Here is a 19,246-nt window from a genome sequence, read left to right as displayed (position 1 = left end):
TTACAGCACCCCCATCAGCGGGCCGCCGGGCAGGGGGACACCGAGCAGGTTGTTGAACACGAAGTAGGTCACCACCGACAGCACGGCCGCCAGCAGCGGATCCCGCACCGCGTTGCGGCTGCCCAGCGCGTACGCGCAGCCCCAGAACAGGATCATCCCGGACAGCGGGAAGCCGATGACGTTGATCAGCACCGCGTTGGCCAGGAACGACGCCGACAGCAGCAGGACGGTCCGCCAGTCGCTGGGCGCCGAGAGGTCCACGTCCTCACCGGTTTCGGACTCGCCGTGCCCGCCGCGCAGCACGTCGCGGGCCAGCAGCACCGAGACGAGCAGCAGCAGGCCGCCGATGAGGAACGGCACGGTCTTGGGCCCGACGGGTCCGCGCTGGGTGAAGTCGGTCGAGATCGACGCGGCGTCGGAGAGCACCAGCACGCCCAGCAGCGCCAGCAGCACGCAGATGCCCAGCTCGGAGTGCTCGCGCAGCCAGTTCCGCTTGGTGCCTTCGGTTTCGGGGGTCTTGGTCGCGGTTTCGGTCATGCCAGCCCCAACTCCTTGAGCACCGTGGCCACCCGGTCGTTCTCCTGCGCCAGGAACTCACCGAACTGCGGCCCCGGCTGGTACGCCTCGGTCCAGCCGTTGCGCTGCAACGCTTCCTTCCACTCGGGGGTCGCGTTGAGGCGCTCGAACAGGGACACGAGCTTGGCGCGGTCGCGCTCGTTCATCCCCGGAGGGGCGACGACGCCGCGCCAGTTGGTGAAGTTGACGTCCACACCGGACTCCAGCAGCGTCGGCGCGTCGACGCCGGGCAGGCGCTCCGGACCGGTCACCGCCAGCACGCGCAGTTCACCGGCTTCGATCTGGTCGCGGTACTCGCCGATGCCGGAGACGCCGAAGGCCACCTTGCCGCCGAGCACCGAGGCGAGCAGCTCGCCACCGCCGTCGAAGGGCACGTAGTTGACCTGCTTGGGGGCCAGGCCGATGGCCTTGGCCATGAGCATCGGCGCCAGGTGGTCCGGCCCGCCCGGGGACGAACCGCCGCCGACCGGGACCTCGCCGGGGCGGGCCTTCCAGTCGTCGATGAGCTGGTCGAGGTTCTGGTACTTCGAGTCCTTGCCGACCACGATCACGTCGGATTCCTCGACGAGCTTGGCGATCGGGGTGGTGTCCTGCAACGACACCGGTGAGTGGTTGGTGTAGACGCTGCCGACCACGCCCAACCCCATCGACATGGCGAGCTTGCCGTTGCCGCGCTCGTTGACGACGCGTCCGAGGCCGACGGTGCCGCCGGCGCCGGGGAGGTTGAACACCTCGGTGTTGCTCTGCAGGCCGGCGTCTTCCATCGCCTTGACCGCGGTCCGGGCTGTGATGTCGTACCCGCCGCCGGGCGAGTTGGGCACCAGCACTCGCAGGCCCCGGATCTGTGCTTCGGCGCTGCTGTCACCGCTGGTGCTGATCAGTGGCGGCACCAGGAGCACCAGCAGCACGGCTGCGATGGCAGCCAGCGCGCTGCGTAGCCGCACGGGCAATCCCGCCTCTCCATTGTGGTCGGAACGTGAGCTGGCTCATGCTGCACGCCCGCACGTCGCCGTGTCTCGCTTAGGCACGTAACGACACTTCCGGAACTTCTGTAACCCGGCCGGGTGAAGAACACGAACATCGAGCAGAACGCGCTGAAATCCCCCCGCCACCAGCCCGGCCCTCCCGAACCTTGATCCACTTCCCCACCGCGCCCGGAGGAACGGGCGTTTCGGGCAGGTTCTGTGCGGGGGTGGGGTTGCGAGCGGTTAACGTTCCCGGCGAGGAGGTGCGCGGTGTTGCGTGTGCAGGGGAGCTTGTCCCGGCAGCTGCTGAGCTGGCAGTTGCTGATCATCCTCGTGCTGCTCGGCACCGTCGCCGTGTACTCCGTCGCCCAGAGCGACGTCGCGTTCCGGGCCAGCGAGGGGCGCAAGATGCTCTCGGTCGCCGAGGACCTGGCGGCCACCGAGACCGTCCGGGCGAGCCTGGCCGACCCCTACCGGAGGGACGCGCTCCCGATCCTCGCCGAGAGCGCGCGCAGCCTGTCCGGGGCCGACCAGGTGATCATCGCCGACGCCCGCGGCAAGGTGCTGACCTCGCCCGATCCGGGGCAGCGCGGGCAGCCGCTGCCGCTGGGCGAGTCGAGCGTGCTGCGCGGTTCGGCGTGGGTCGGCGAGGTCTCCGCGGACGGCACCGACACGCTCGTGGCGCACGTTCCGGTCATCTCCAACGACGCGCGGCTCGTCGGCGTCGTCGCCGCCGGCCGCAACACCCCCGATCTGCTGCAGGGGCTGCGCGAAGCCCCGGAGAACCCCCTCGCCCTGCTGGCCTTCGCCGCGTTCCTGGGCATCGCAGGGTCGGTGCTGCTGGCCCGGCGGGTCAAGCGCCAGACGTTGGGGCTGGAGCCGCAGGAGATCACCCGGCTCGTCGAGCACCGCGAAGCGCTGCTGCACGGGATCCGCGAAGGCGTGGTCGGCGTCGACGAGCAGAACCGGATCACGCTGGTCAACGACCAGGCGCTGCGCCTGCTGTCGCTGCCGCAGGACTGCCTCGGCCACGACATCGACTCCCTCGCGCTCGGCGACCGCGCCCGCGACGTGCTCACCGGGCGGTCCGACGGCGTGGACCAGATCGTGCTGCGCAAGGGCCGGGTCGTGGTGCTCAACCGGATGCCGATCTCCACCGTCGGCGCGGTGGTGACCATGCGCGACCGCACCGAACTGGTCGACCTGCAGCGCGAGCTCGCCGTCCACCGCGACACCACCGACACGCTGCGCGCCCAGGCCCACGAGTTCTCCAACCGCCTGCACACCATCTCCGGGCTGGTGGAGCTCGGAGAGTACGACGAGCTGCAGCGCTACGTGCAGCGCATCAGCCACCACAGCGAGCAGTGGCACGCCGAGGTCACCGCCCGCGTGCAGGATCCGGCCACCGCCGCGCTGCTGATCGCCAAGTCGAGCCTGGCCGCCGAGCGCGGCGTGGGGCTGCGGCTCAACGAGGGCGGGTTCCTCGGCGAGATCGACGAGGAGCTGTCCGCCGACGTGGTGACCGTGCTCGGCAACTTCATCGACAACGCCCTCGACGCGCTGGAGTCCACGCGCGACGCGTGGATCGAGGTGGAGCTGCGGCAGAGCGACGAGATCACCGTCGTGGTGCGCGATTCCGGTCCGGGCGTGGCTCCGGAGATCGTCGAGGAGGTGTTCCGGCACGGCTTCACCACCAAGGCCGCACGCGGTGGTGAGCGCGGGCTGGGCCTGGCGCTGACCAGGCAGATCTGCCGCAGGCGCGGCGGATCGGTGGAGGTGCACAACGCCGACGGCGCGGTGTTCACCGCGCGGCTGCCGTGGGAGGGAGCATGATCAGAGTTCTGGTGGTCGACGACGACTTCATGGTCGCCAAGGTCCACAGCGGGTACGTCTCGCGGGTGGAGGGCTTCGAGGTCGTCGGCGTCGCGCACACCGGGGCCGACGCGGTCGTCGCCGCCGACGAGCTGCGCCCGGACCTGGTGCTGCTGGACATCTACCTGCCCGACATCGACGGCATGTCGGTGCTGCGCCAGCTGCGCGGGCGTCCGTCCGCCGACCCGGACGTCATCGTGATCACCGCTGCGCGCGACCTGGACACCGTCCGGGGCGCGATCCACGGCGGCGCGCTGCACTACCTGATCAAACCGTTCAGCTACGAGGCCCTGCGGGAACGCCTGGAGAGCTTCCGCTCGCTGCACCGCACCCTCGCCGACCTCCCCGGCGACGCGCCCACCGCCCAGCAGGACGTCGACCGCCTCTTCGGCACCCGCACCCGGAGCGCCACGCCGCCGAAGGGGCTCTCCTCCGAAACCTCGCGCGTGGTCGAGAACATCCTCCGCGAGCGCTCCGCCGCCGGCGGCGACCTCTCCGCCACCGAGTGCGCCGACGCCACCGAGATCTCCCGGGTCAGCGCCCGCAAGTACCTCGAGCACTTCGTCGAGTCCGGCCGCGCCGAAGTCCGCCTCCGCTACGGGGGGACAGGCCGCCCGGAACGCCGCTACCGCTGGCTTTAGAAGAATGGTGGATGACCACATTGCTTGGCGGTGCGGGTAGCGGAACCTGAGCGGTGCCAGCTGCCGGAGTGGTGAAAAGGAGAATGCGGCTCCGCCGCATGGTGAAAAGCCCTAGTGCGGTGAGAAGGTCACGGGGAGGGAGGTGAGGCCTCGCATCAGGACTGAGGGGCGCCAGGTGAGGTCTTCCGGGTGGACGCCCAGGTTCGTGTCCGGGAGGCGGTCGAGGAGGACCTCGATGCCCGTGGTGGTGATGGTCCGGGCGATCTCCTGGGCCGGGTAGGGGCAGCCGTACTCGCCGTGGCTGAACGACAGGTGCGCGTGGTTGCCGGTGGCGCCCTCGTGCCCGTGCGGCCGGACCTGCGGATCGGCGTTGGCCGCCGCCAGGCCCAGGACTAGCAGATCTCCCTCCCGGATGGGTTTCCCGCCGAGCTGGATGTCCTGGGTCGCCCAGCGGCCCACGTGGTTCTGGATCGGGGTGTCCTCCCACAGGACCTCGTTGAGCGCGTGCCCGACGCTGCTGCGCCCGCCCGCGAGGTCGACCGCGAAGCGGGGTTCGGTGAGCATCAGGCGCAGCGCGTTGCCCATCCAGTCCGATGTGGTCAGGTGCGCCTTGCCGAGGGTGATGAACAGGTCCGCGGCGATCTCGTCCTCGGTGAGGCCGATCGGGTGCTTCACCAGGTGCGACACCAGGTCGCCGGTCGGCCTCGCGCGGCGCTCGCGGACCAGCCGCAGCATGCGGGCGACCGTGCGCTCGTGCGCGCGCACCGCTTCCTCGCCCTCCTGCCCGGACAGCGCGACGTCGTGGGTGAGCATCGGTGCCTCGTCGTCGGCGAGCCCGTAGATCTTGGCCATCGCCAGCAGCGGGATCTGGTGGGTGTACTCCACGACGAGGTCGGCGAAGCCGCGACCGGCGAACCGGTCGATCAGCGTGTCGCAGATCCGCTCCACCGCAGCGGAGAGCTCGAACGAGTCCACTGTGTCCAGTGCGTCGCGCACGACGGCGCCGCGGGTGCGGTGCTCCTCGACGTCGGCCAGCAGCGCCGACGGCCGGGGTTCGACGTAGGCGCGCAGCGACCAGTTCTCCGGGACGATGTGCCAGCGGTTCCAGCGCCGCGGGTCACGGCCGAACAGCTCGGGATTGCCCACCACGTAGTGCAGTTCGCGGTAGCCGAGCACGCACCAGGCCGGGACGCCGCCCTCCAGCTGCACGGGCGCCACCGGGCCGTGGTCGCGCCGCAGCTGCCGGTACACCACGCCCGGGTCGCGGTGGAAACGCGCGCCGTAGAAGGGGGTCGTGCTCACGTGCGGGTCCATCACAGGCCCCGGGCCAGCGACATCTCGTGCAGGTGCTCCACCAGTCGCACCAGCACCTCCTTGCTGGACTCCCGGTCCCGGGCGTCGCAGTCGAGCATCGGCACCTCGTCGGGCAGGTCCAGCGCGTCGCGGACCTGCTCCAGCCCGTGCTTGGGAACTCCGAAGTTGTTGCGCGCCACCACGAACGGGGTCCGCTGCTCCTCCAGCCGGTCGATGGCGTACCAGCAGTCGGCGATGCGGCGGGAGTCCACCAGCACGACCGCGCCGAGGCAGCCGCTGAACAGCTGGTCCCAGATGAACCAGAACCGCTCCTGCCCGGGAGCGCCGAACAGGTACAGCACCATCCGCTCGTTGAGCGTGATGCGGCCGAAGTCGAAGGCCACCGTCGTGGTGGTCTTGGCGCCCACACCGGCGGTGGAGTCCACGCCGACGCTGGCGGTGGTCATGGTCTCCTCGGTGTTCAGCGGCCGGATCTCGCTGACCGAGCGGACCATGGTGGTCTTGCCGACCGCGAAGCCGCCGATGATGACGATCTTCAGACCGTCGGACGCGGTGCGCCGCAACGGGATTCGGTCAGATGTTGCGAAGTCCAACGAGCACCTGCTTGAGGAAATCGGGAGTCGGGATCTCCGACGGGTCGCGCCGGGCGGAGGGGTGCCGTGCGGTGATCTTGCCCATCGCGTGGAGATCACCGAGCAGGATGCGCACGACGCTCACCGGGAGCCGGAGCTCGGCGGAGAGCTCGACCACCGCGATCGGTTCGCGGCTGAGACGCAGGATGGCGGCGTGCTCCGACTGCATGCCCGGGGTCGCCTCGCCCTCGGCGACCACGAGGGTCACCGAGTCGAAGGCGTCGTCGGCGGGACGGGTGCGGCCGCCGGTGACGATGTAGAGCCGGTCCGGGTTCTCGTCGTCGAGCAGCCGCCTGGTCATGAGACCTCGACCCGGTTCGGACTCCGCAGGTGCTCGCCGATCTGCTCGACGAGCTCGTTCATGTTGTGGCCGACGATGCCCACGTCGGTCTCGTCGGAGGCCAGCACCGCCAGGTGCGCGCCGAACCCGGCCTCGACGATGCACAGGACGCCGCCGTAGAACTCGGTCATGGACTGGCGCACTCCCCCGCTGCCGTCGCCGAACTCCACCGACGCGCCGTAGGACAGGCTCTGGATCCCCGAGGCGATGGCCGAGAGCTGGTCGGCCTGGTCGGCGCTCAACCCGGCGGTGTGGCAGAGCTTGAGGCCGTCCTTGGACAGCACCAGCGCGTGTCTGCTGCCGGGAGTGTTCTGCAGCAGGTTCTCCAGCATCCAGTCGAGCTCGCGGGTGTCGATGGTCATCGCGGTTGCGGGACGACGGGCGGGGTGACCCGCTGTCCCACACCTCCAATCGCGGTCTTCGGGGGCATCATCGGGGTTGTTCGTCCGAAGTGGACGGGTCGTCGCGGCGGGACTTGGAGAACGCGCCGAAGCGCGCGCCCGCGTCCGACCGCTTGCCCTCGGCCTGCCTGGGGGCGGGGGCCGAGCGCACTGAGGCGAGGGTTCGTCCCCGGCGTCGCTTGGGGAGCTCGCCGGGTTCGGTCGATTCGGTCTCGGTGTCGGCGTAGGCGTCGAGGGTCGGCTTGGCCGGCTCCTCCGCGGGGGGCTCGGCATCCTGGCGCGGCTGGGTGATCAGCTTCTGCGGGATCATCAGGACCACGCCGGTCCCGCCGCGCGCCGAAGCGCGGAAGGACACCGACAGCTCGTGCTTGCGGGCCAGGCAGCCGACCACGGCCAGGCCGAGTCGGCTGCCGGAGATCTCGGCGAGGTCCAGCGGGGTCTCGGACACCGCCTGCTCCGCGCGGGCCAGCGCGGTGTCACTCATCGCCAGTCCGCTGTCCTCGACGGTGACGACCACACCGCTGTGCACTTCTTCGACGTAGACGTGCACCTCCTCGGTGGGCGGCGAGAACTTGGTGGCGTTGTCCATGATCTCGGCCAGCGCGTGCATCACGCCCTCGGCCGCGTAGCCGACGACGGCGACGGTGCTGGTGGAGTGCAACCGGATTCGCTGGTAGGAGCTGATCCGGCCCATCGCGCCGCGCAGGACGCTCTCCATCACGATCGGCTTGGTCCAGCGCCTGCCGCTGCGCGCTCCGGTGAGCACCGCGATGCTGTCGGCGAGCCGGCCGGCCTGCGCGGTGCTGTGGTCGAGCTTGAGCAGGTCGGCGAGGACGTCCTCGGAATCGTGCTTGCCCTCCATCTCGCGGAGGTCGGCGAGCATCCCGGTGGCCAGCGCTTGCACGCGGCCCGCGGCGTTGGCGCACGTCGACAGCGCGGCGGCGCGCATCTTCTCGCTGGTGGCCAGTTCTTTGGTCATGGCCTTGATGACGCGCCGGTGGGGGACGCTGAAGTCCTGCTTGTGCTCCTTGACCGCCTCCTCGGCGGTGGCTCCGGCGCGCAGCTGCCGGGCCACGCCGGGCAGGGCCTCGCCGGCCAGCCGCACCATGTCGCTGTTCATGCTCGCCGCGGCGAGGCGGTAGTGCCGGGTCATCTGCACGCCGCGAACGGTTCCGGCGACGGCGACCGACAGCGCGAGGACGAGCAGCGCGCCGATCACGGTGACCGATCCCGCGCCCGCGGGGACTTGGAGGACGGCCCAGAGGAAGATCGCGCCGGAGATGATGAGGGTGAGCACGAACGCGACGACAGCCGGAATCCGGTAGGGGAACTCTCCGCGCGGTTGCAGCTGGGTGTCGGTCGACATCAACGGTTCCTCATCGCCGGATGCGGGCTCGCTTTGGGCACGTTGGTACGCGACGCAGATAGTAACGGAGAGCATACAGCCGATGACTCTCTTTTGGGTGATTCTTGCCTCACTGTGGCAACCAGCTCCTCATTCGATCTTCATCCGGAGCCGACCCCGCCGGTTACGCGCGTAGTTTTTTCGGTTTTTTCACAAAAGTGGAGATGCTTTTTCACTCGGCCCCGGAACTCGAACGCCGCCATTCGCAGATCTTTCGCACTACTCCATAGAGGTGACGCTGCGTCACTACGCTGCGGATTTTTCACCTGATCAGGGCGGGCTCTGATCACTACGCTACGCAGCAGCAAAGTCACTCGCAGACACATTGGCGGACCGACCGATGATCACCAGGACCCTCGACCTGGACCGTCCGAGCGACGCTCGTGTGCACGACTACATGCTCGGCGGCGGCAGCAACTTCGCCGCCGACCGCGCGCTGGCTCGGCGCATCCTCGCCAAGGCGCCCTACGCCAGGCTGGAGGCCCTGGCCGCGCGCAACTGCCTGCGGCGCATGATGCGCGCCTGCCTCGACCAGGGCATCCGGCAGTTCCTGGACCTCGGCTCGGGCATCCCCATCGCCGGCAGCCCGCACGAGATCGCCGCCGAGGCCGACCCCACCGCGCGGGTGGTCTACGTCGACAACGAGCAGATCGCCGCCACCCAGGGCAAGCTGCTGCTCACCGGGAGCGAGACCGCGGCGATGGTGCACGCCGACGTCCGCGATCCGGAATCCGTCCTGGCCGCCGAGGAGACGCGGCGGCTGCTGGACTTCGACCAACCGGCGGCCGTGCTCATGCTCGGCGTGCTGCACCAGTTCGGCGAGCACCACCAGCCGGCCGAGGTCATCCGCCACTACACCGACGCGCTGGCCCCCGGCTCGCTGCTGGCGCTGTCGCACTTCACCGACGAGTTCGCGCCCGCACCGGCGCACGACATCCTCACCGTCCTGCCCGACTGCCCGCCCCCGGCCATGCGCGACCGCGCCACCGTGCTGTCCTTCCTCGGGGACGCAGAGCTGTTGGATCCGGGAGCAGTGCCGGTCGCCGACTGGCGGCCCGAACCGGGCGACGCCGACCTGCGCACGCCCGAGCCGCTGAGCTTCGCGCTGCTGGCCCGCACCGCACCCACGCCCCCACCTCACCCGAACAGCTCAGCCATCTAGACTGTTCGCCCAGAATCACACTTCTACCAGCTGAGATTCCGGACGGACCGACCTTGAGGTAGCGAGCGTGCACGAACTGACCGCTCCGCGCGCGGGCGCCGCCCCGCAGCGGAGCACCCGGAAAGTCAGCTGGGACGCCGTGCGCACCGGGTGCGTGGTGCTGGTGATGATCTACCACGCGACCCACATGAGCCGCGTGACCCATCCCGAGCTCTCCCCGCGCACGCTGTTCTTCCCGTACCAGGTCGGCGCGAGCCTGCTACTGGTGATCTCGGCCTACTTCGCGGCGGCCACCATCGGGCGCGGCAGCCTGCGGCGGTACTGGTGGAAGCGGATGGCGCGCCTCCTGCCGCCCTTCGTCGGCTCGGTGCTGCTGATCTGGCTGGTCCTGCGCTTCCTGCGCCCGCCCAGCTGGGTGGAACCGAACGGGCGGGACCTGGTCGGGCACCTGCTGATGCTGTGGAACTGGAAGCCTGCCGTCTACGCCTTCCTGGACGGTTCACATTGGACGGTCCCGCTGCAGCTGCTGGGATTCAGCTTCGCCGCGGTGCTCTACGCCACCAAACTGGGCCACGGCAACAAGATCCGCTGGGTGCTGTGGACGGCGGTGCTGCTGCCGCTCGCGCAGTGGCACATCCGCATCTCCGGAGCACCGGAGACCTACCGGATGCTCGTGGACGGTTTCGGCGCGCACCGCTGGCACCTGTTCGTGGCCGGGGTGGCGATCTGGATGGTCTCCACCGGGCGCCTCTCGCGCCGGCACTTCGCGCTGCTGCTGGCGAGCTGCATGTTCGCCCAGGCCATGCACAACTACATCCGCCTGCCCGACGGGCAGCTCGACTGCGACTGGGGCTCCACCCTCGGCGTGTGGGCCGGACTGCTGGTGCTGACCCTGGTGGCGTGCGGCCCGGACTGGAAGCTGCCGCCGACGCTCGCGCGCGGTGTGACCTGGTTCGCCGGGATCTCCTACGGCGTGTTCCTCAGCCACCAGACCATCGGCTACGTCCTGCTGCACTACCTGGACACCAACGGCGTTCCGCCGCTGCTGCAGACGCTGGCGATGCTGGTCACCGGCACGGCCGTGGGCTGGGCGCTGACCAGAGCGGTCGAACGCCCGGCCCACGACTTCCTGATGCGCGTCTACGACCGGACGGCCGCGCGTCAGAGCGGGTGACGCTCCAGCTGCTGGTGGTCGATGCGGGTGCTGCGCAGCGCCGGGACGTCGACCCCCGCCCAGCGGCGGACGGTGGCCTCGGCCTCGGCGCGCTGGTCGGCGGGCAGTCCGGCGATCTTGGCGCCGTGGTTGGCGCCCGGCACCAGGTAGGAGTGCGAGTCGTGGCGGCCCGGCTCGAAGGGCTCGGCGCTCCACGGGTCGTTCTGGCCGTTGACGAACATCAGCTCCGAGCCCCGGCCGCGGACCCAGGTGTCGACCTCGCGCATCACGCCCGGCTCGAACTCCATCGGGATGTCCCGGGGCACCAGGTTGCGCGGCCGGCTGAGCTCGCGGTGGTGCAGCAGGTCGGCCAGCGGCTCGTCGGAGACGCCGGGCCAGCCCAGCTGGGTTCCCGCCTGGTAGTAGTACGGCGTGTAGGGCTCCATGCCCTGATCGGTGTAGAAGGCGAACTCGACGGTCTCGTCCAGGAACCGGTAGATCTCGTCGGTGCTCGCGGTGGGCGCCGGGACCTGCCCGCAGTCCTGCTGACCGCGGTACTGCCAGAAGCTCCACGGCGCGTCGAGCACGACCAGCTCCAGGCCGCGATCGATGTCACCGATGATCCGGTCGAAGGTCATCCCCTGCGAGTCGGCGAAGGACTGGAACCTGGCGATCATCTCGGGCCTGCGGATCAGGGCCTCGCGCTGAACGGCGGTCAGCGCCTCCCGGCAGGCTGGATCGGTACCGACCGAAGAGAGGAACCGGTCGTAGGCGTCGCGATCGTTGTCCGCATCGTTCGGTGCGACGTACGCAACGGTTCCGTCCACGTCGTCCGGGTAGAAGTGGCGGTGGTAGACCGCGGTCATGCCGCCCTTGCTCGCACCGGTGGTGATCCACTGCCGGTCGTAGATCCCGCGCAGCGCCGAGATGACCTCGTGCTCATCGGTGGCGGCCTGCCAGATGTCGAGATCGTTCCAGTCGGCGGGTTCCGGGCGCGACGGGGTGAAGAAGCGGTGCTCCAGGTTCACCTGGTTGCCGTCGACGAGCTGCGTCGGCTCGGTGCGGTTGGCGCTGGCCGGGAGGCCGTAGCCGGTGGTGTAGAGGACCGTGGGCCGACTGAGGTCGCGGTGCAGCAGGGTGAGGCGCTGCTCGAAGGAACCGGCGTCCGGGTGCCGGTGATCGGCCGGCTGGGTGAAGGTCAGGTCGAACAACCGGAAACCCGGCTCGGTGGGCCGCTCCCCGACCACCGTCATGCCCGGCAGATCCTCCAGCCGCTGCGCGAGGTCGTCCGGCGGTGCGGCTCCCGCAGGCATCCCGACCAGCACCAACGCGCAAGCCGCGGCGATGGTTCCCCATCCGCGCCAGTTCATCCGACCTCCCGGTGAGCACGACGATCGGAGCAATCTAGCCAGCCGAGCGGATCACCGGGAAGCGCGAGGCGAGTTCTCGACACGTCCCCCGGACGCAGCAGCGGGCCACCCGCCGAACACCGGGCGGGCGGCCCACGTGCTGATGCGACCGGTCAGACGGTGGCTTCCGCCTCCTGCGGCACCGTCTCCTCGTCGCGCTGCTTGGGAACCTCGACGTCCGCATCTCCACTGTGGACGGTCTCGGCCACGTACGCGTCCGAAGCCTCGGTGTCGGAACCGCTCTCGGTGGCCACCAGGAACGGCTCGGCGTTGCCCAGGATCCGCTGCGCGTTGCGCACCTGCTCAGCAAGCTGCTGGCGCGTCTTGTGCATCGTCGCCGAGTACTCGTCGGCGCGCAGGATCCTGCGCTCGCCCTCGGCCGTGGCCTCGCGGACGCGGCGCTGAGCTTCCTCGCGGCTGGCCTGCTCGCGCTCGGCGAGGATCCGCATGGCCTCGTCGCGGCGGGCGGACATGGAGGTCTCGAAGTCGTGCTCGACCTGGACGCGGCGCTCCTCGGCCTCCGCGTCGAGCTGCCTGCGCTGCTGCTCGGCCTCCTTGGCCATGGCCTGCACCTCGGAACGGGTGCGCGCGATCAGCTCGTTGCGCTGCTGCTCGGACTGGCGGCGCCACTCATCGGCCTCGGAGACCAGCTTCTCGTAGCGGTTGCGCAGCTCGGCCGCGGCCTGCTCGGAGCGGGCCCACTCGTGCTCGGAGGCAGCCTGAGCGCTGGCCACGATCTCCTTGGCCTCGTCCTCGGCCAGCCGGACCATGCGGCGCATCCGGTCGGACAGCGCGTCCAGCGAAATCGGCTCCTGCGCCTGCGCGTCGAGCTCCTGCTTGAGCTCCTCGACCTGGGCGCGAGCCTGGTCGAGCTGCGCGGACAGTTCGTTGACCTGGCTTAACGCCGAATCCCGGTCCTCGGTGACGAGGCGCAGTTCGGCCTCGGTCTGCTGGATGTAGAACTTCACCTGCGAGCGACGGTATCCGTACCAGACGGTGTCGAAATCTGCCTTCAGCGGTACCAGTTCGCGGTCTTCGATGTGCCCCACGGTCTCACCCCACCTGAGTTGATCAAATTTGCTGGGAGCGAGCCACGCCCCGACGCGGCAAGTCCGTGCCCGCACCGGTGATTCATCCGTTGATGCGCCCGCCAGGCCAAAAACCGACGACTTCGACGACATCACCGACACCGATGCCACGGATCGCTATGCCTACATCTTCCCCGCAGACAGCATTGAGATCAACTGCCCTGATTCCAGTGCAATCCAACGGACATCCGATGTTGACCACCCGGACACCCGCCCTGAAATGCCTGTTGAAATCAGGTTTTCGCGCCCGGTTGCAGCATCCGCCGAAAAGTCATCTCGATTTCGTCTCGGCTCGGCACCGATTCCCGGACGATCCCCTGCAGCTGCCAACCGCAGAACAGCACCGACAGCGCGCGGCCGGTCGCCTCGTCGGTGTAGGAGGCGAACAGCTCGGCCAACCAGGTATCCCACTCCTGGCTCACCTGGCGCAAGGCCGGCTTGTGCAGCGCGGCGATGTAGAGCTGGTGCTCCACGGCCGTCTGCGCGCGGGCGGGCCCGAGGTAGTGCAGCACCAGGTCGGTCAGCGCCTGGGCGAGGTCGTGGCCCGACTCCAGCCCCGCGGCCCACTGCCGCATGTGCTCGACGTCGTCCTCGGCGGCCTGTCGCAGGGCGCTGGCGAGCAGGTCATCGAGGGTCGCGAAGTAGTAGGTGGTGGATCCGAGCGGGACACCCGCGGCAGCCGCCACGCTGCGGTGCGTGAGCTTCTCGACGCCGCGTTCGGCGACCACCTCGATCGCGGCGCGCGCGATGCGCTCGCGGCGGTCGGGGTCCTTGCGGCGAGCCGGCGGCGCGGGCTGGGTGCTCGACATGCGCTCGGTGTTCCTCCCCTGTCACAGCGCGTGAACGTTCTCGGGCATCCGGGTGGCGAACCGATTCGGGGGCGGGGTGATCGGCCCGGCATCCGGAGATCCAGCTTGCCACGTCCGCCCGGATCGCGATGCGGTCCACGTCACCGACCATGCGTTTGACCAGTTCAACGCGCATTTTTCCACGAGTTCCACCGGTGCTGAACACGAGATGATGTACAGATGTACATGCCTGGTGTTAGTGTCTTCCCCCGGCACCGCAGCCAATGGACGTGCGCGACGGGAAAATGCGTCGTGCGAATTGGAAGAGAACGCGCCAGATAGCCACCGAATGGACCGCCAGGAGGTGAATTCGGAGACCGAATCGTGCCGATGAGAGGCACAATTCGGCGAATTGCTCCGCATCATCCGGTGCGGATTCGTGTGGCGATGAATCGGCGTCCGCCGCATTGTGAACCGGTCGCCTCTCGCGAGGCGTGTTCACGATGGCCGCGAACGCGGACAAACGAGCGACAAACGGGGAAAAGCCATGCCGCAAGCAGACAATTCGGCAGCCACGCTGTTCATCGACGGCAAGTGGGTCCCGGCCGCCGACGGCCGCACCCGGCAGATCCACTGCCCCGCCGACGGCACGCTGGTCGCCACCGTCTCCGAGGGCGGCCGCGCCGAGGCCGAGCAGGCCATCGCCGCCGCGCGCCGGGTCTTCGACGAGGGGGCCTGGTCGACCAGCTCGGCCTGGGACCGGGGTGATCTGCTGCTGCGCGTCGCCGACATCCTCGTCCGCGACAAGGACGAGTTCGCCCGCGCCGAATCGCTCGACACCGGCAAGCGCCTGGTCGAGAGCGAGTACGACATGGACGACATCGCCGCGTGCTTCCGCTACTTCGGCAAGATCGCGGGCACCGACGCGGGCAGCCTCGTCGACACCGGCACCCCGGACGCCATCAGCCGCGTGCAGTACGAGCCCGTCGGCGTCTGCGGCATGATCACCCCCTGGAACTTCCCGCTGCTGCAGGTCGCCTGGAAGGTCGCGCCGGCCATCGCCGCGGGCGACACCTTCATCCTCAAGCCCAGCGAGCTGACCCCGGCCACCGCGATCCTGCTGATGCGCGCCCTGGAGGAAGCCGGGCTGCCCGCCGGCGTCGGGAACCTGGTGCTGGGCGCCGGTGCCGAGGTCGGTTCGGTGCTGGCCGAGCACCCCGACGTCGACCTGATCTCGTTCACCGGTGGTCTGCACACCGGCCGCAAGATCTCCGCGATGGCCGCGCCGACGGTCAAGAAGGTCGCCCTGGAGCTCGGCGGCAAGAACCCCAACGTGGTCTTCGCCGACGCCGACTTCGACACCGCCGTGGACTTCGCGCTGACCGCGATCTTCCTGCACTCCGGCCAGGTCTGCTCCGCGGGCGCCCGGCTGATCGTGCAGGACGAGCTGCACGACGCGCTGGTCGACGAGATCGTGCGCCGCGCCGAGCAGATCCGCATCGGCGGGCCGTTCGACGACGACGCCGAGACCGGCCCGCTGATCTCCGCCGCGCACCTGCAGAAGGTCGACGACTACGTCTCCAAGTCGGTCGCCGAGGGCGCGGTGCTGCGCACCGGCGGCAAGCGCCCCGAGGGCGAGCGCTACGCCAACGGGCACTACTACCTGCCCACGGTCCTCGACGAGGTGAAGCAGCGAACCCACGCGGTCAACGAGGAATCGTTCGGCCCGGTGCTGACCGTCGAGCGGTTCACCGACGAGGACGACGCGATCCGCATCGCCAACGACACCCACTACGGCCTGGCGGGCGCGGTGTTCACCGGCGACCCGGCCAAGGCGCAGCGCGTGGCCAACCGGCTCCGGCACGGAACCGTGTGGATCAACGACTTCCACCCCTACCTCCCGCAGGCCGAGTGGGGTGGGTTCAAGCAGTCCGGCATCGGACGCGAACTCGGCCGGGCAGGGCTCGGCGAGTACCAGGAGGCCAAGCACGTCTACCAGAACCTGCGGCCCGGTCCGCAGAACTGGTTCTCCGCGAAGTAAGGAAGGAATCTTGTGCCGGTGCGGCGGCCGGACGCGCCGCCGCACCGCCCGCAGACCGACTGCGGGAAGCGGGATTTCGCGCTACGCAAACAACCAACCCGCGTCGCCGCTCCTGCCATCCGGCGGGGGAGGTCGGCCGGGGAAGGAGTTCGGGGCATGAGCGCGCCCACCCATCACGACGCCGGGCTCAACGAGTTCGGCTACACCAACAAGTTGAAGAGAAGCCTGGGCAGTTTCCACACCTTCGCCGCAGGCATCAGCTACATCTCGGTGCTCACCGGCGCCTTCCAACTGTCCTACTTCGGCATCGGTTTCGGCGGACCCGCCTACGTGTGGTCCTGGCCGATCGTGTTCCTGGGGCAGTTGCTGGTGGCGTTGAGTTTCGCCGAGCTGGCATCGCGTTACCCGATCGCCGGTTCCATCTACAACTGGGCCAAGAAGCTCGGTGGTCCCCACGTTGGCTGGCTGGCCGGCTGGATGATGCTGCTGGCGTCGATCGTGTCGATCTCGGCCACCGCGCTGGCCTACCAGAACACGCTGCCGCAGATCTGGGCCGGTTTCCAGCTGATCGGTGACGGCTCCGACGCCACGGACTCCGCGGTCAACGCAGTGCTGCTGGCCCTGGTGCTGATCCTGTTCACCACGCTGGTCAACGCCTACGGCGTGAAGCTGATGGCGCAGATCAACTCCACCGGTGTGTTCATCGAGCTGGCCGCGGCGGTGCTGCTGATCATCGCGCTGGCCCTGGTCGTGGTGAACCCGCCGACGGTCATCCTCGACACCAACGGCACCGAGGCCGCCTACGGAGGCAGCTACCTGAGCGCCTTCCTGGTCGCCGGCATCGCCTCGTCCTACGTCATGTACGGCTTCGACACCGCCGCCTCGCTCGGCGAGGAGTCGATCGACCCGCACAAGAACGCGCCGCGCGCCATCCTGCGGGCGCTGATCGCCTCGTTCGTCCTCGGCGGCCTGATCCTGCTGTTCGGCATGATGGCCACGCGCGACTTCAGCGCCCCGGAGCTGGCCGAATCCGGCCTGCAGTTCGTCCTCAGCGACGCGCTCGGCCCGTTCGTCGGCCGACTGTTCCTGCTGGCGATCTTCGTGGCGATCACCGTGTGCGTGCTGGCCGTGCACACCGCCGCGATCCGCATCATGTTCGCCATGGCCCGCGACAACGCGCTGCCCGCCGGCAAGCTGCTGGCCCGGGTGAGCCCGCGGTTCCAGACGCCGGTCGCCCCCGCGGTGTTCATCGGTGTCGTCGCGGTCGTGCTGCTGCTGGTCAACATCGGTCAGCCGCAGATCTTCACCGCCATCACCTCGCTGGCGATCATCCTGATCTACATCTCCTACCTGCTGGTGACGATCCCGATGCTGGTCGCGCGCCTGCGCGGCACGTGGAAGTCGACCAAGGAGGAGGGCCGCTTCAGCCTCGGCAAGCTCGGGCTGCCGATCAACGTCCTGGCCGTGCTGTGGGGCCTCGGGATGTCGATCAACCTCGCGTGGCCGCGCAAGGACGTCTACAACGCCGAACCGCCGTACCACTGGTACCTGCAGTACAGCTCGGTGCTGTTCGTCGGGATCGCGGCCGTGGGCGGATTCGCCTACTACTGGTTCATCCAGCGGCACAAGGTGGGTGTGCTCGCCGACCACGCGGCGTCCGAGAAGGACACCGCGGGCGATGAGAAGACCTCCCTCGTCTGAGTTCTGAAAGGAATGACCATGACCGATCAGTTCGACTACGTCGTGGTGGGCGGCGGTAGCGCGGGTGCGGCGGTCGCGGCGCGGCTGTCGGAGGACCCCGGCACCACCGTGTGCCTGCTCGAAGCCGGCCCGTCCGACGTCGGCGACAGCAACATCCTCGAGCTCAAGAAGTGGATGGCGCTGCTGGAGTCCGGCTACGACTGGGACTACCTGATCGAGCCGCAGGAGAACGGCAACTCCTTCATGCGGCACGCCCGTGCCCGCGTGCTGGGCGGCTGCTCCTCGCACAACTCCTGCATCGCGTTCTGGGCGCCGGCCGAGGACCTCGACGAGTGGGAGTCGACGGGCCTGCCGGGCTGGGGCTCGAAGGACATGTTCCCGCTGTACAAGCGGCTGGAGACCAACGACGGACCGGGCGATCACCACGGCCGCAGCGGTCCGGTGACCATCCGCTCGGTCCCGCCGAAGGACCCGACCGGTGCCGCGCTGCTGGAAGCCTGCGAGCAGCAGGGCATTCCGACCACCGAGTTCAACTCCGGCAAGACCGTCACCCACGGCGCCAACTGGTTCCAGATCAACGCCAAGCAGGACGGCACCCGTTCCTCCTCGTCGGTGTCCTACCTGCACCCGATCATGGACCGGCCGAACCTGGAGATCCGCACCAACGCCTGGGCCAAGAAGGTCACCTTCGACGGCACCCGCGCCACCGGTGTGGAGTACCTCAGCGACGACCTCATCCACTCGCGGACGATCACCGCCCGCAAGGAGGTCGTGCTGTCCACCGGCGCGATCGACACGCCGAAGCTGCTGATGCTCTCGGGCATCGGACCGGCCGAGCACCTGCGCGAGTTCGGCATCGACGTGCTGGTCGACTCCCCCGGCGTCGGCTCCACCCTGGAGGACCACCCCGAGGGCGTGATCAGCTGGGAGGCCAAGAAGCCGATGGTGGAGGACTCCACCCAGTGGTGGGAGATCGGCATCTTCACCCGGACCGAGGACGGCCTGGACCGGCCGGACCTGATGTTCCACTACGGTTCGGTGCCGTTCGACATGCACACCGTGCGGCAGGGCTACCCGACGTCGGAGAACTCGTTCTGCCTGACGCCGAACGTCACCCGCGCGCGCTCCACCGGCACGGTCCGGTTGCGCAGCAAGGACTTCCGGGACAAGGCCAAGGTGGACCCGAAGTACTTCACCGACCCGGACGGTCACGACATCCGCGTCATGACCGAGGGCATCAAGCTGGCCCGCAAGATCGTCGCGCAGTCGGCGATGCAGGAGTGGGCCGGTCAGGAGCTGTTCCCGGGCGAGGACGTGCAGACCGACGACGAGATCGCCGACTACATCAAGCGCACCCACAACACCGTCTACCACCCCGCCGGTTCGGTGAAGATGGGCGCGGTGGACGACAACTCGAAGCCGCTGGACCCGCGCCTGCGCGTCAAGGGCGTGCAGGGCCTGCGCGTCGCCGACGCCTCGGTGATGCCGTTCCTGGTGGCGGTGAACCCCAACATCACCACCATGGCCATCGGCGAGAAGTGCTCCGACATGCTCAAGCAGGACAACGCCTGAGCACGCACGAGGCGGGTGTCCTCCTCCCGGGAGGGCACCCGCACCCGAGCCCCTGAACCGCCCCGACACGGCCAGGTGCTCACCCCCTGGAAGTCCCTCCGGTCCCCCGTCCCGGAGGGACTTTCGCTTTCCTGCCCCACAACCGGGGCACAACACACCCGACCGCGTGGGGCCGTTCGAATTTCG

General features: G+C 69.2%; 17 protein-coding genes. 7 read left to right on the top strand and 10 right to left on the bottom strand.

From position 1 onward, the window contains the following. Entirely contained in the window at nucleotides 1-537 is a 537-nt protein-coding gene (locus KBO27_RS06935) for a tripartite tricarboxylate transporter TctB family protein (RefSeq protein WP_132678898.1), read from the bottom strand. Next, nucleotides 534-1,520, bottom strand: a complete 987-nt coding sequence (locus KBO27_RS06930) for a Bug family tripartite tricarboxylate transporter substrate binding protein (protein WP_210969085.1) — start codon at nucleotides 1,518-1,520, stop codon at nucleotides 534-536. The genes KBO27_RS06935 and KBO27_RS06930 overlap by 4 nt, the downstream gene beginning before the upstream one ends. Nucleotides 1,521-1,811: 291 nt before the next feature. On the opposite strand from KBO27_RS06930, the gene KBO27_RS06925 reads away from it, so the two are divergent. Together KBO27_RS06925 and KBO27_RS06920 are read left to right on the top strand one after the other, a co-directional pair. After that, nucleotides 1,812-3,374, top strand: coding sequence for a sensor histidine kinase (locus tag KBO27_RS06925; RefSeq protein ID WP_372448829.1), 1,563 nt, complete (start codon nucleotides 1,812-1,814; stop codon nucleotides 3,372-3,374). Continuing rightward, nucleotides 3,371-4,054, top strand: a complete 684-nt coding sequence (locus KBO27_RS06920) for a response regulator (RefSeq protein WP_210969084.1) — start codon at nucleotides 3,371-3,373, stop codon at nucleotides 4,052-4,054. Before KBO27_RS06925 ends, KBO27_RS06920 begins: the two co-directional genes overlap by 4 nt. Before the next feature lie 111 nt (nucleotides 4,055-4,165). On the opposite strand, the gene KBO27_RS06915 is transcribed toward KBO27_RS06920, so the two are convergent. The 5 genes from KBO27_RS06915 to KBO27_RS06895 form a co-directional block, all read right to left on the bottom strand. After that, nucleotides 4,166-5,356 (bottom strand): cytochrome P450, encoded by a 1,191-nt coding sequence (locus KBO27_RS06915; protein ID WP_307870269.1) that lies wholly within the window; start codon nucleotides 5,354-5,356, stop codon nucleotides 4,166-4,168. Between the two features lie 11 nt (nucleotides 5,357-5,367). Then, nucleotides 5,368-5,931: a GTP-binding protein gene (locus KBO27_RS06910; protein ID WP_246536373.1), complete on the bottom strand. Its 564-nt coding sequence runs from the start codon at nucleotides 5,929-5,931 to the stop codon at nucleotides 5,368-5,370. A gap of 10 nt (nucleotides 5,932-5,941) precedes the next feature. Continuing rightward, a complete protein-coding gene (locus KBO27_RS06905) occupies nucleotides 5,942-6,301 on the bottom strand; it encodes a DUF742 domain-containing protein (RefSeq protein ID WP_132679289.1) in 360 nt (119 codons plus the stop codon). Further along, nucleotides 6,298-6,702 (bottom strand): roadblock/LC7 domain-containing protein, encoded by a 405-nt coding sequence (locus KBO27_RS06900; protein WP_132679291.1) that lies wholly within the window; start codon nucleotides 6,700-6,702, stop codon nucleotides 6,298-6,300. Before KBO27_RS06900 ends, KBO27_RS06905 begins: the two co-directional genes overlap by 4 nt. Nucleotides 6,703-6,769: 67 nt before the next feature. After that, nucleotides 6,770-8,107 (bottom strand): ATP-binding protein, encoded by a 1,338-nt coding sequence (locus tag KBO27_RS06895; protein WP_210969081.1) that lies wholly within the window; start codon nucleotides 8,105-8,107, stop codon nucleotides 6,770-6,772. A gap of 379 nt (nucleotides 8,108-8,486) precedes the next feature. On the opposite strand from KBO27_RS06895, the gene KBO27_RS06890 reads away from it, so the two are divergent. Both KBO27_RS06890 and KBO27_RS06885 read left to right on the top strand, forming a co-directional pair. Further along, the gene (locus tag KBO27_RS06890) at nucleotides 8,487-9,308 is read left to right on the top strand and encodes an SAM-dependent methyltransferase (RefSeq protein WP_210969080.1); all 822 of its coding nucleotides are present in this window, start codon (nucleotides 8,487-8,489) and stop codon (nucleotides 9,306-9,308) included. A gap of 67 nt (nucleotides 9,309-9,375) precedes the next feature. After that, the gene (locus KBO27_RS06885; RefSeq protein ID WP_210969079.1) at nucleotides 9,376-10,482 is read left to right on the top strand and encodes an acyltransferase family protein; all 1,107 of its coding nucleotides are present in this window, start codon (nucleotides 9,376-9,378) and stop codon (nucleotides 10,480-10,482) included. On the opposite strand, the gene KBO27_RS06880 is transcribed toward KBO27_RS06885, so the two are convergent. The 3 genes from KBO27_RS06880 to KBO27_RS06870 all read right to left on the bottom strand — a co-directional run bounded on the left by KBO27_RS06880 (nucleotide 10,470) and on the right by KBO27_RS06870 (nucleotide 13,767). Further along, nucleotides 10,470-11,831: a S28 family serine protease gene (locus KBO27_RS06880; protein ID WP_210969078.1), complete on the bottom strand. Its 1,362-nt coding sequence runs from the start codon at nucleotides 11,829-11,831 to the stop codon at nucleotides 10,470-10,472. The genes KBO27_RS06885 and KBO27_RS06880 overlap by 13 nt on opposite strands. A gap of 152 nt (nucleotides 11,832-11,983) precedes the next feature. Further along, complete coding sequence (locus tag KBO27_RS06875; RefSeq protein WP_210969077.1) at nucleotides 11,984-12,919, bottom strand: coiled-coil domain-containing protein; 936 nt, start codon at nucleotides 12,917-12,919, stop codon at nucleotides 11,984-11,986. Between the two features lie 272 nt (nucleotides 12,920-13,191). Continuing rightward, nucleotides 13,192-13,767 carry a TetR/AcrR family transcriptional regulator gene (locus KBO27_RS06870; protein WP_210969076.1) on the bottom strand — a complete coding sequence of 192 codons (576 nt, stop codon included), beginning with the start codon at nucleotides 13,765-13,767 and terminating at the stop codon, nucleotides 13,192-13,194. A 526-nt stretch (nucleotides 13,768-14,293) separates the two neighbouring features. On the opposite strand from KBO27_RS06870, the gene KBO27_RS06865 reads away from it, so the two are divergent. From KBO27_RS06865 to KBO27_RS06855, 3 genes are all read left to right on the top strand, one after another. After that, entirely contained in the window at nucleotides 14,294-15,787 is a 1,494-nt protein-coding gene (locus KBO27_RS06865; protein WP_210969075.1) for an aldehyde dehydrogenase family protein, read from the top strand. A 156-nt stretch (nucleotides 15,788-15,943) separates the two neighbouring features. Further along, nucleotides 15,944-17,488 (top strand): APC family permease, encoded by a 1,545-nt coding sequence (locus tag KBO27_RS06860; protein WP_210969074.1) that lies wholly within the window; start codon nucleotides 15,944-15,946, stop codon nucleotides 17,486-17,488. Between the two features lie 18 nt (nucleotides 17,489-17,506). Continuing rightward, nucleotides 17,507-19,060, top strand: a complete 1,554-nt coding sequence (locus KBO27_RS06855; RefSeq protein WP_210969073.1) for a GMC family oxidoreductase — start codon at nucleotides 17,507-17,509, stop codon at nucleotides 19,058-19,060. The last annotated feature ends 186 nt before the right edge of the window (nucleotides 19,061-19,246 follow it).

Origin of the sequence: Saccharopolyspora endophytica (assembly GCF_018070075.1) — a bacterium.
GTDB lineage: Bacteria > Actinomycetota > Actinomycetes > Mycobacteriales > Pseudonocardiaceae > Saccharopolyspora > Saccharopolyspora endophytica.
The sequence above is the reverse complement of the archived record's forward strand: the minus strand, read 5'-3'. Positions and strand labels throughout refer to the sequence as shown.

Excerpts from the sequence above, each read along its gene's own strand:
- KBO27_RS06935 (WP_132678898.1), bottom strand. The coding sequence starts at position 537 with ATGACCGAAACCGCGACCAAGACCCCCGAAACCGAAGGCACCAAGCGG.
- KBO27_RS06920 (WP_210969084.1), top strand. The coding sequence starts at position 3,371 with ATGATCAGAGTTCTGGTGGTCGACGACGACTTCATGGTCGCCAAGGTC.
- KBO27_RS06905 (WP_132679289.1), bottom strand. The coding sequence starts at position 6,301 with ATGACCAGGCGGCTGCTCGACGACGAGAACCCGGACCGGCTCTACATC.
- KBO27_RS06900 (WP_132679291.1), bottom strand. The coding sequence starts at position 6,702 with ATGACCATCGACACCCGCGAGCTCGACTGGATGCTGGAGAACCTGCTG.
- KBO27_RS06895 (WP_210969081.1), bottom strand. The coding sequence starts at position 8,107 with ATGTCGACCGACACCCAGCTGCAACCGCGCGGAGAGTTCCCCTACCGG.
- KBO27_RS06890 (WP_210969080.1), top strand. The coding sequence starts at position 8,487 with ATGATCACCAGGACCCTCGACCTGGACCGTCCGAGCGACGCTCGTGTG.
- KBO27_RS06880 (WP_210969078.1), bottom strand. The coding sequence starts at position 11,831 with ATGAACTGGCGCGGATGGGGAACCATCGCCGCGGCTTGCGCGTTGGTG.
- KBO27_RS06870 (WP_210969076.1), bottom strand. The coding sequence starts at position 13,767 with ATGTCGAGCACCCAGCCCGCGCCGCCGGCTCGCCGCAAGGACCCCGAC.
- KBO27_RS06865 (WP_210969075.1), top strand. The coding sequence starts at position 14,294 with ATGCCGCAAGCAGACAATTCGGCAGCCACGCTGTTCATCGACGGCAAG.
- KBO27_RS06860 (WP_210969074.1), top strand. The coding sequence starts at position 15,944 with ATGAGCGCGCCCACCCATCACGACGCCGGGCTCAACGAGTTCGGCTAC.
- KBO27_RS06855 (WP_210969073.1), top strand. The coding sequence starts at position 17,507 with ATGACCGATCAGTTCGACTACGTCGTGGTGGGCGGCGGTAGCGCGGGT.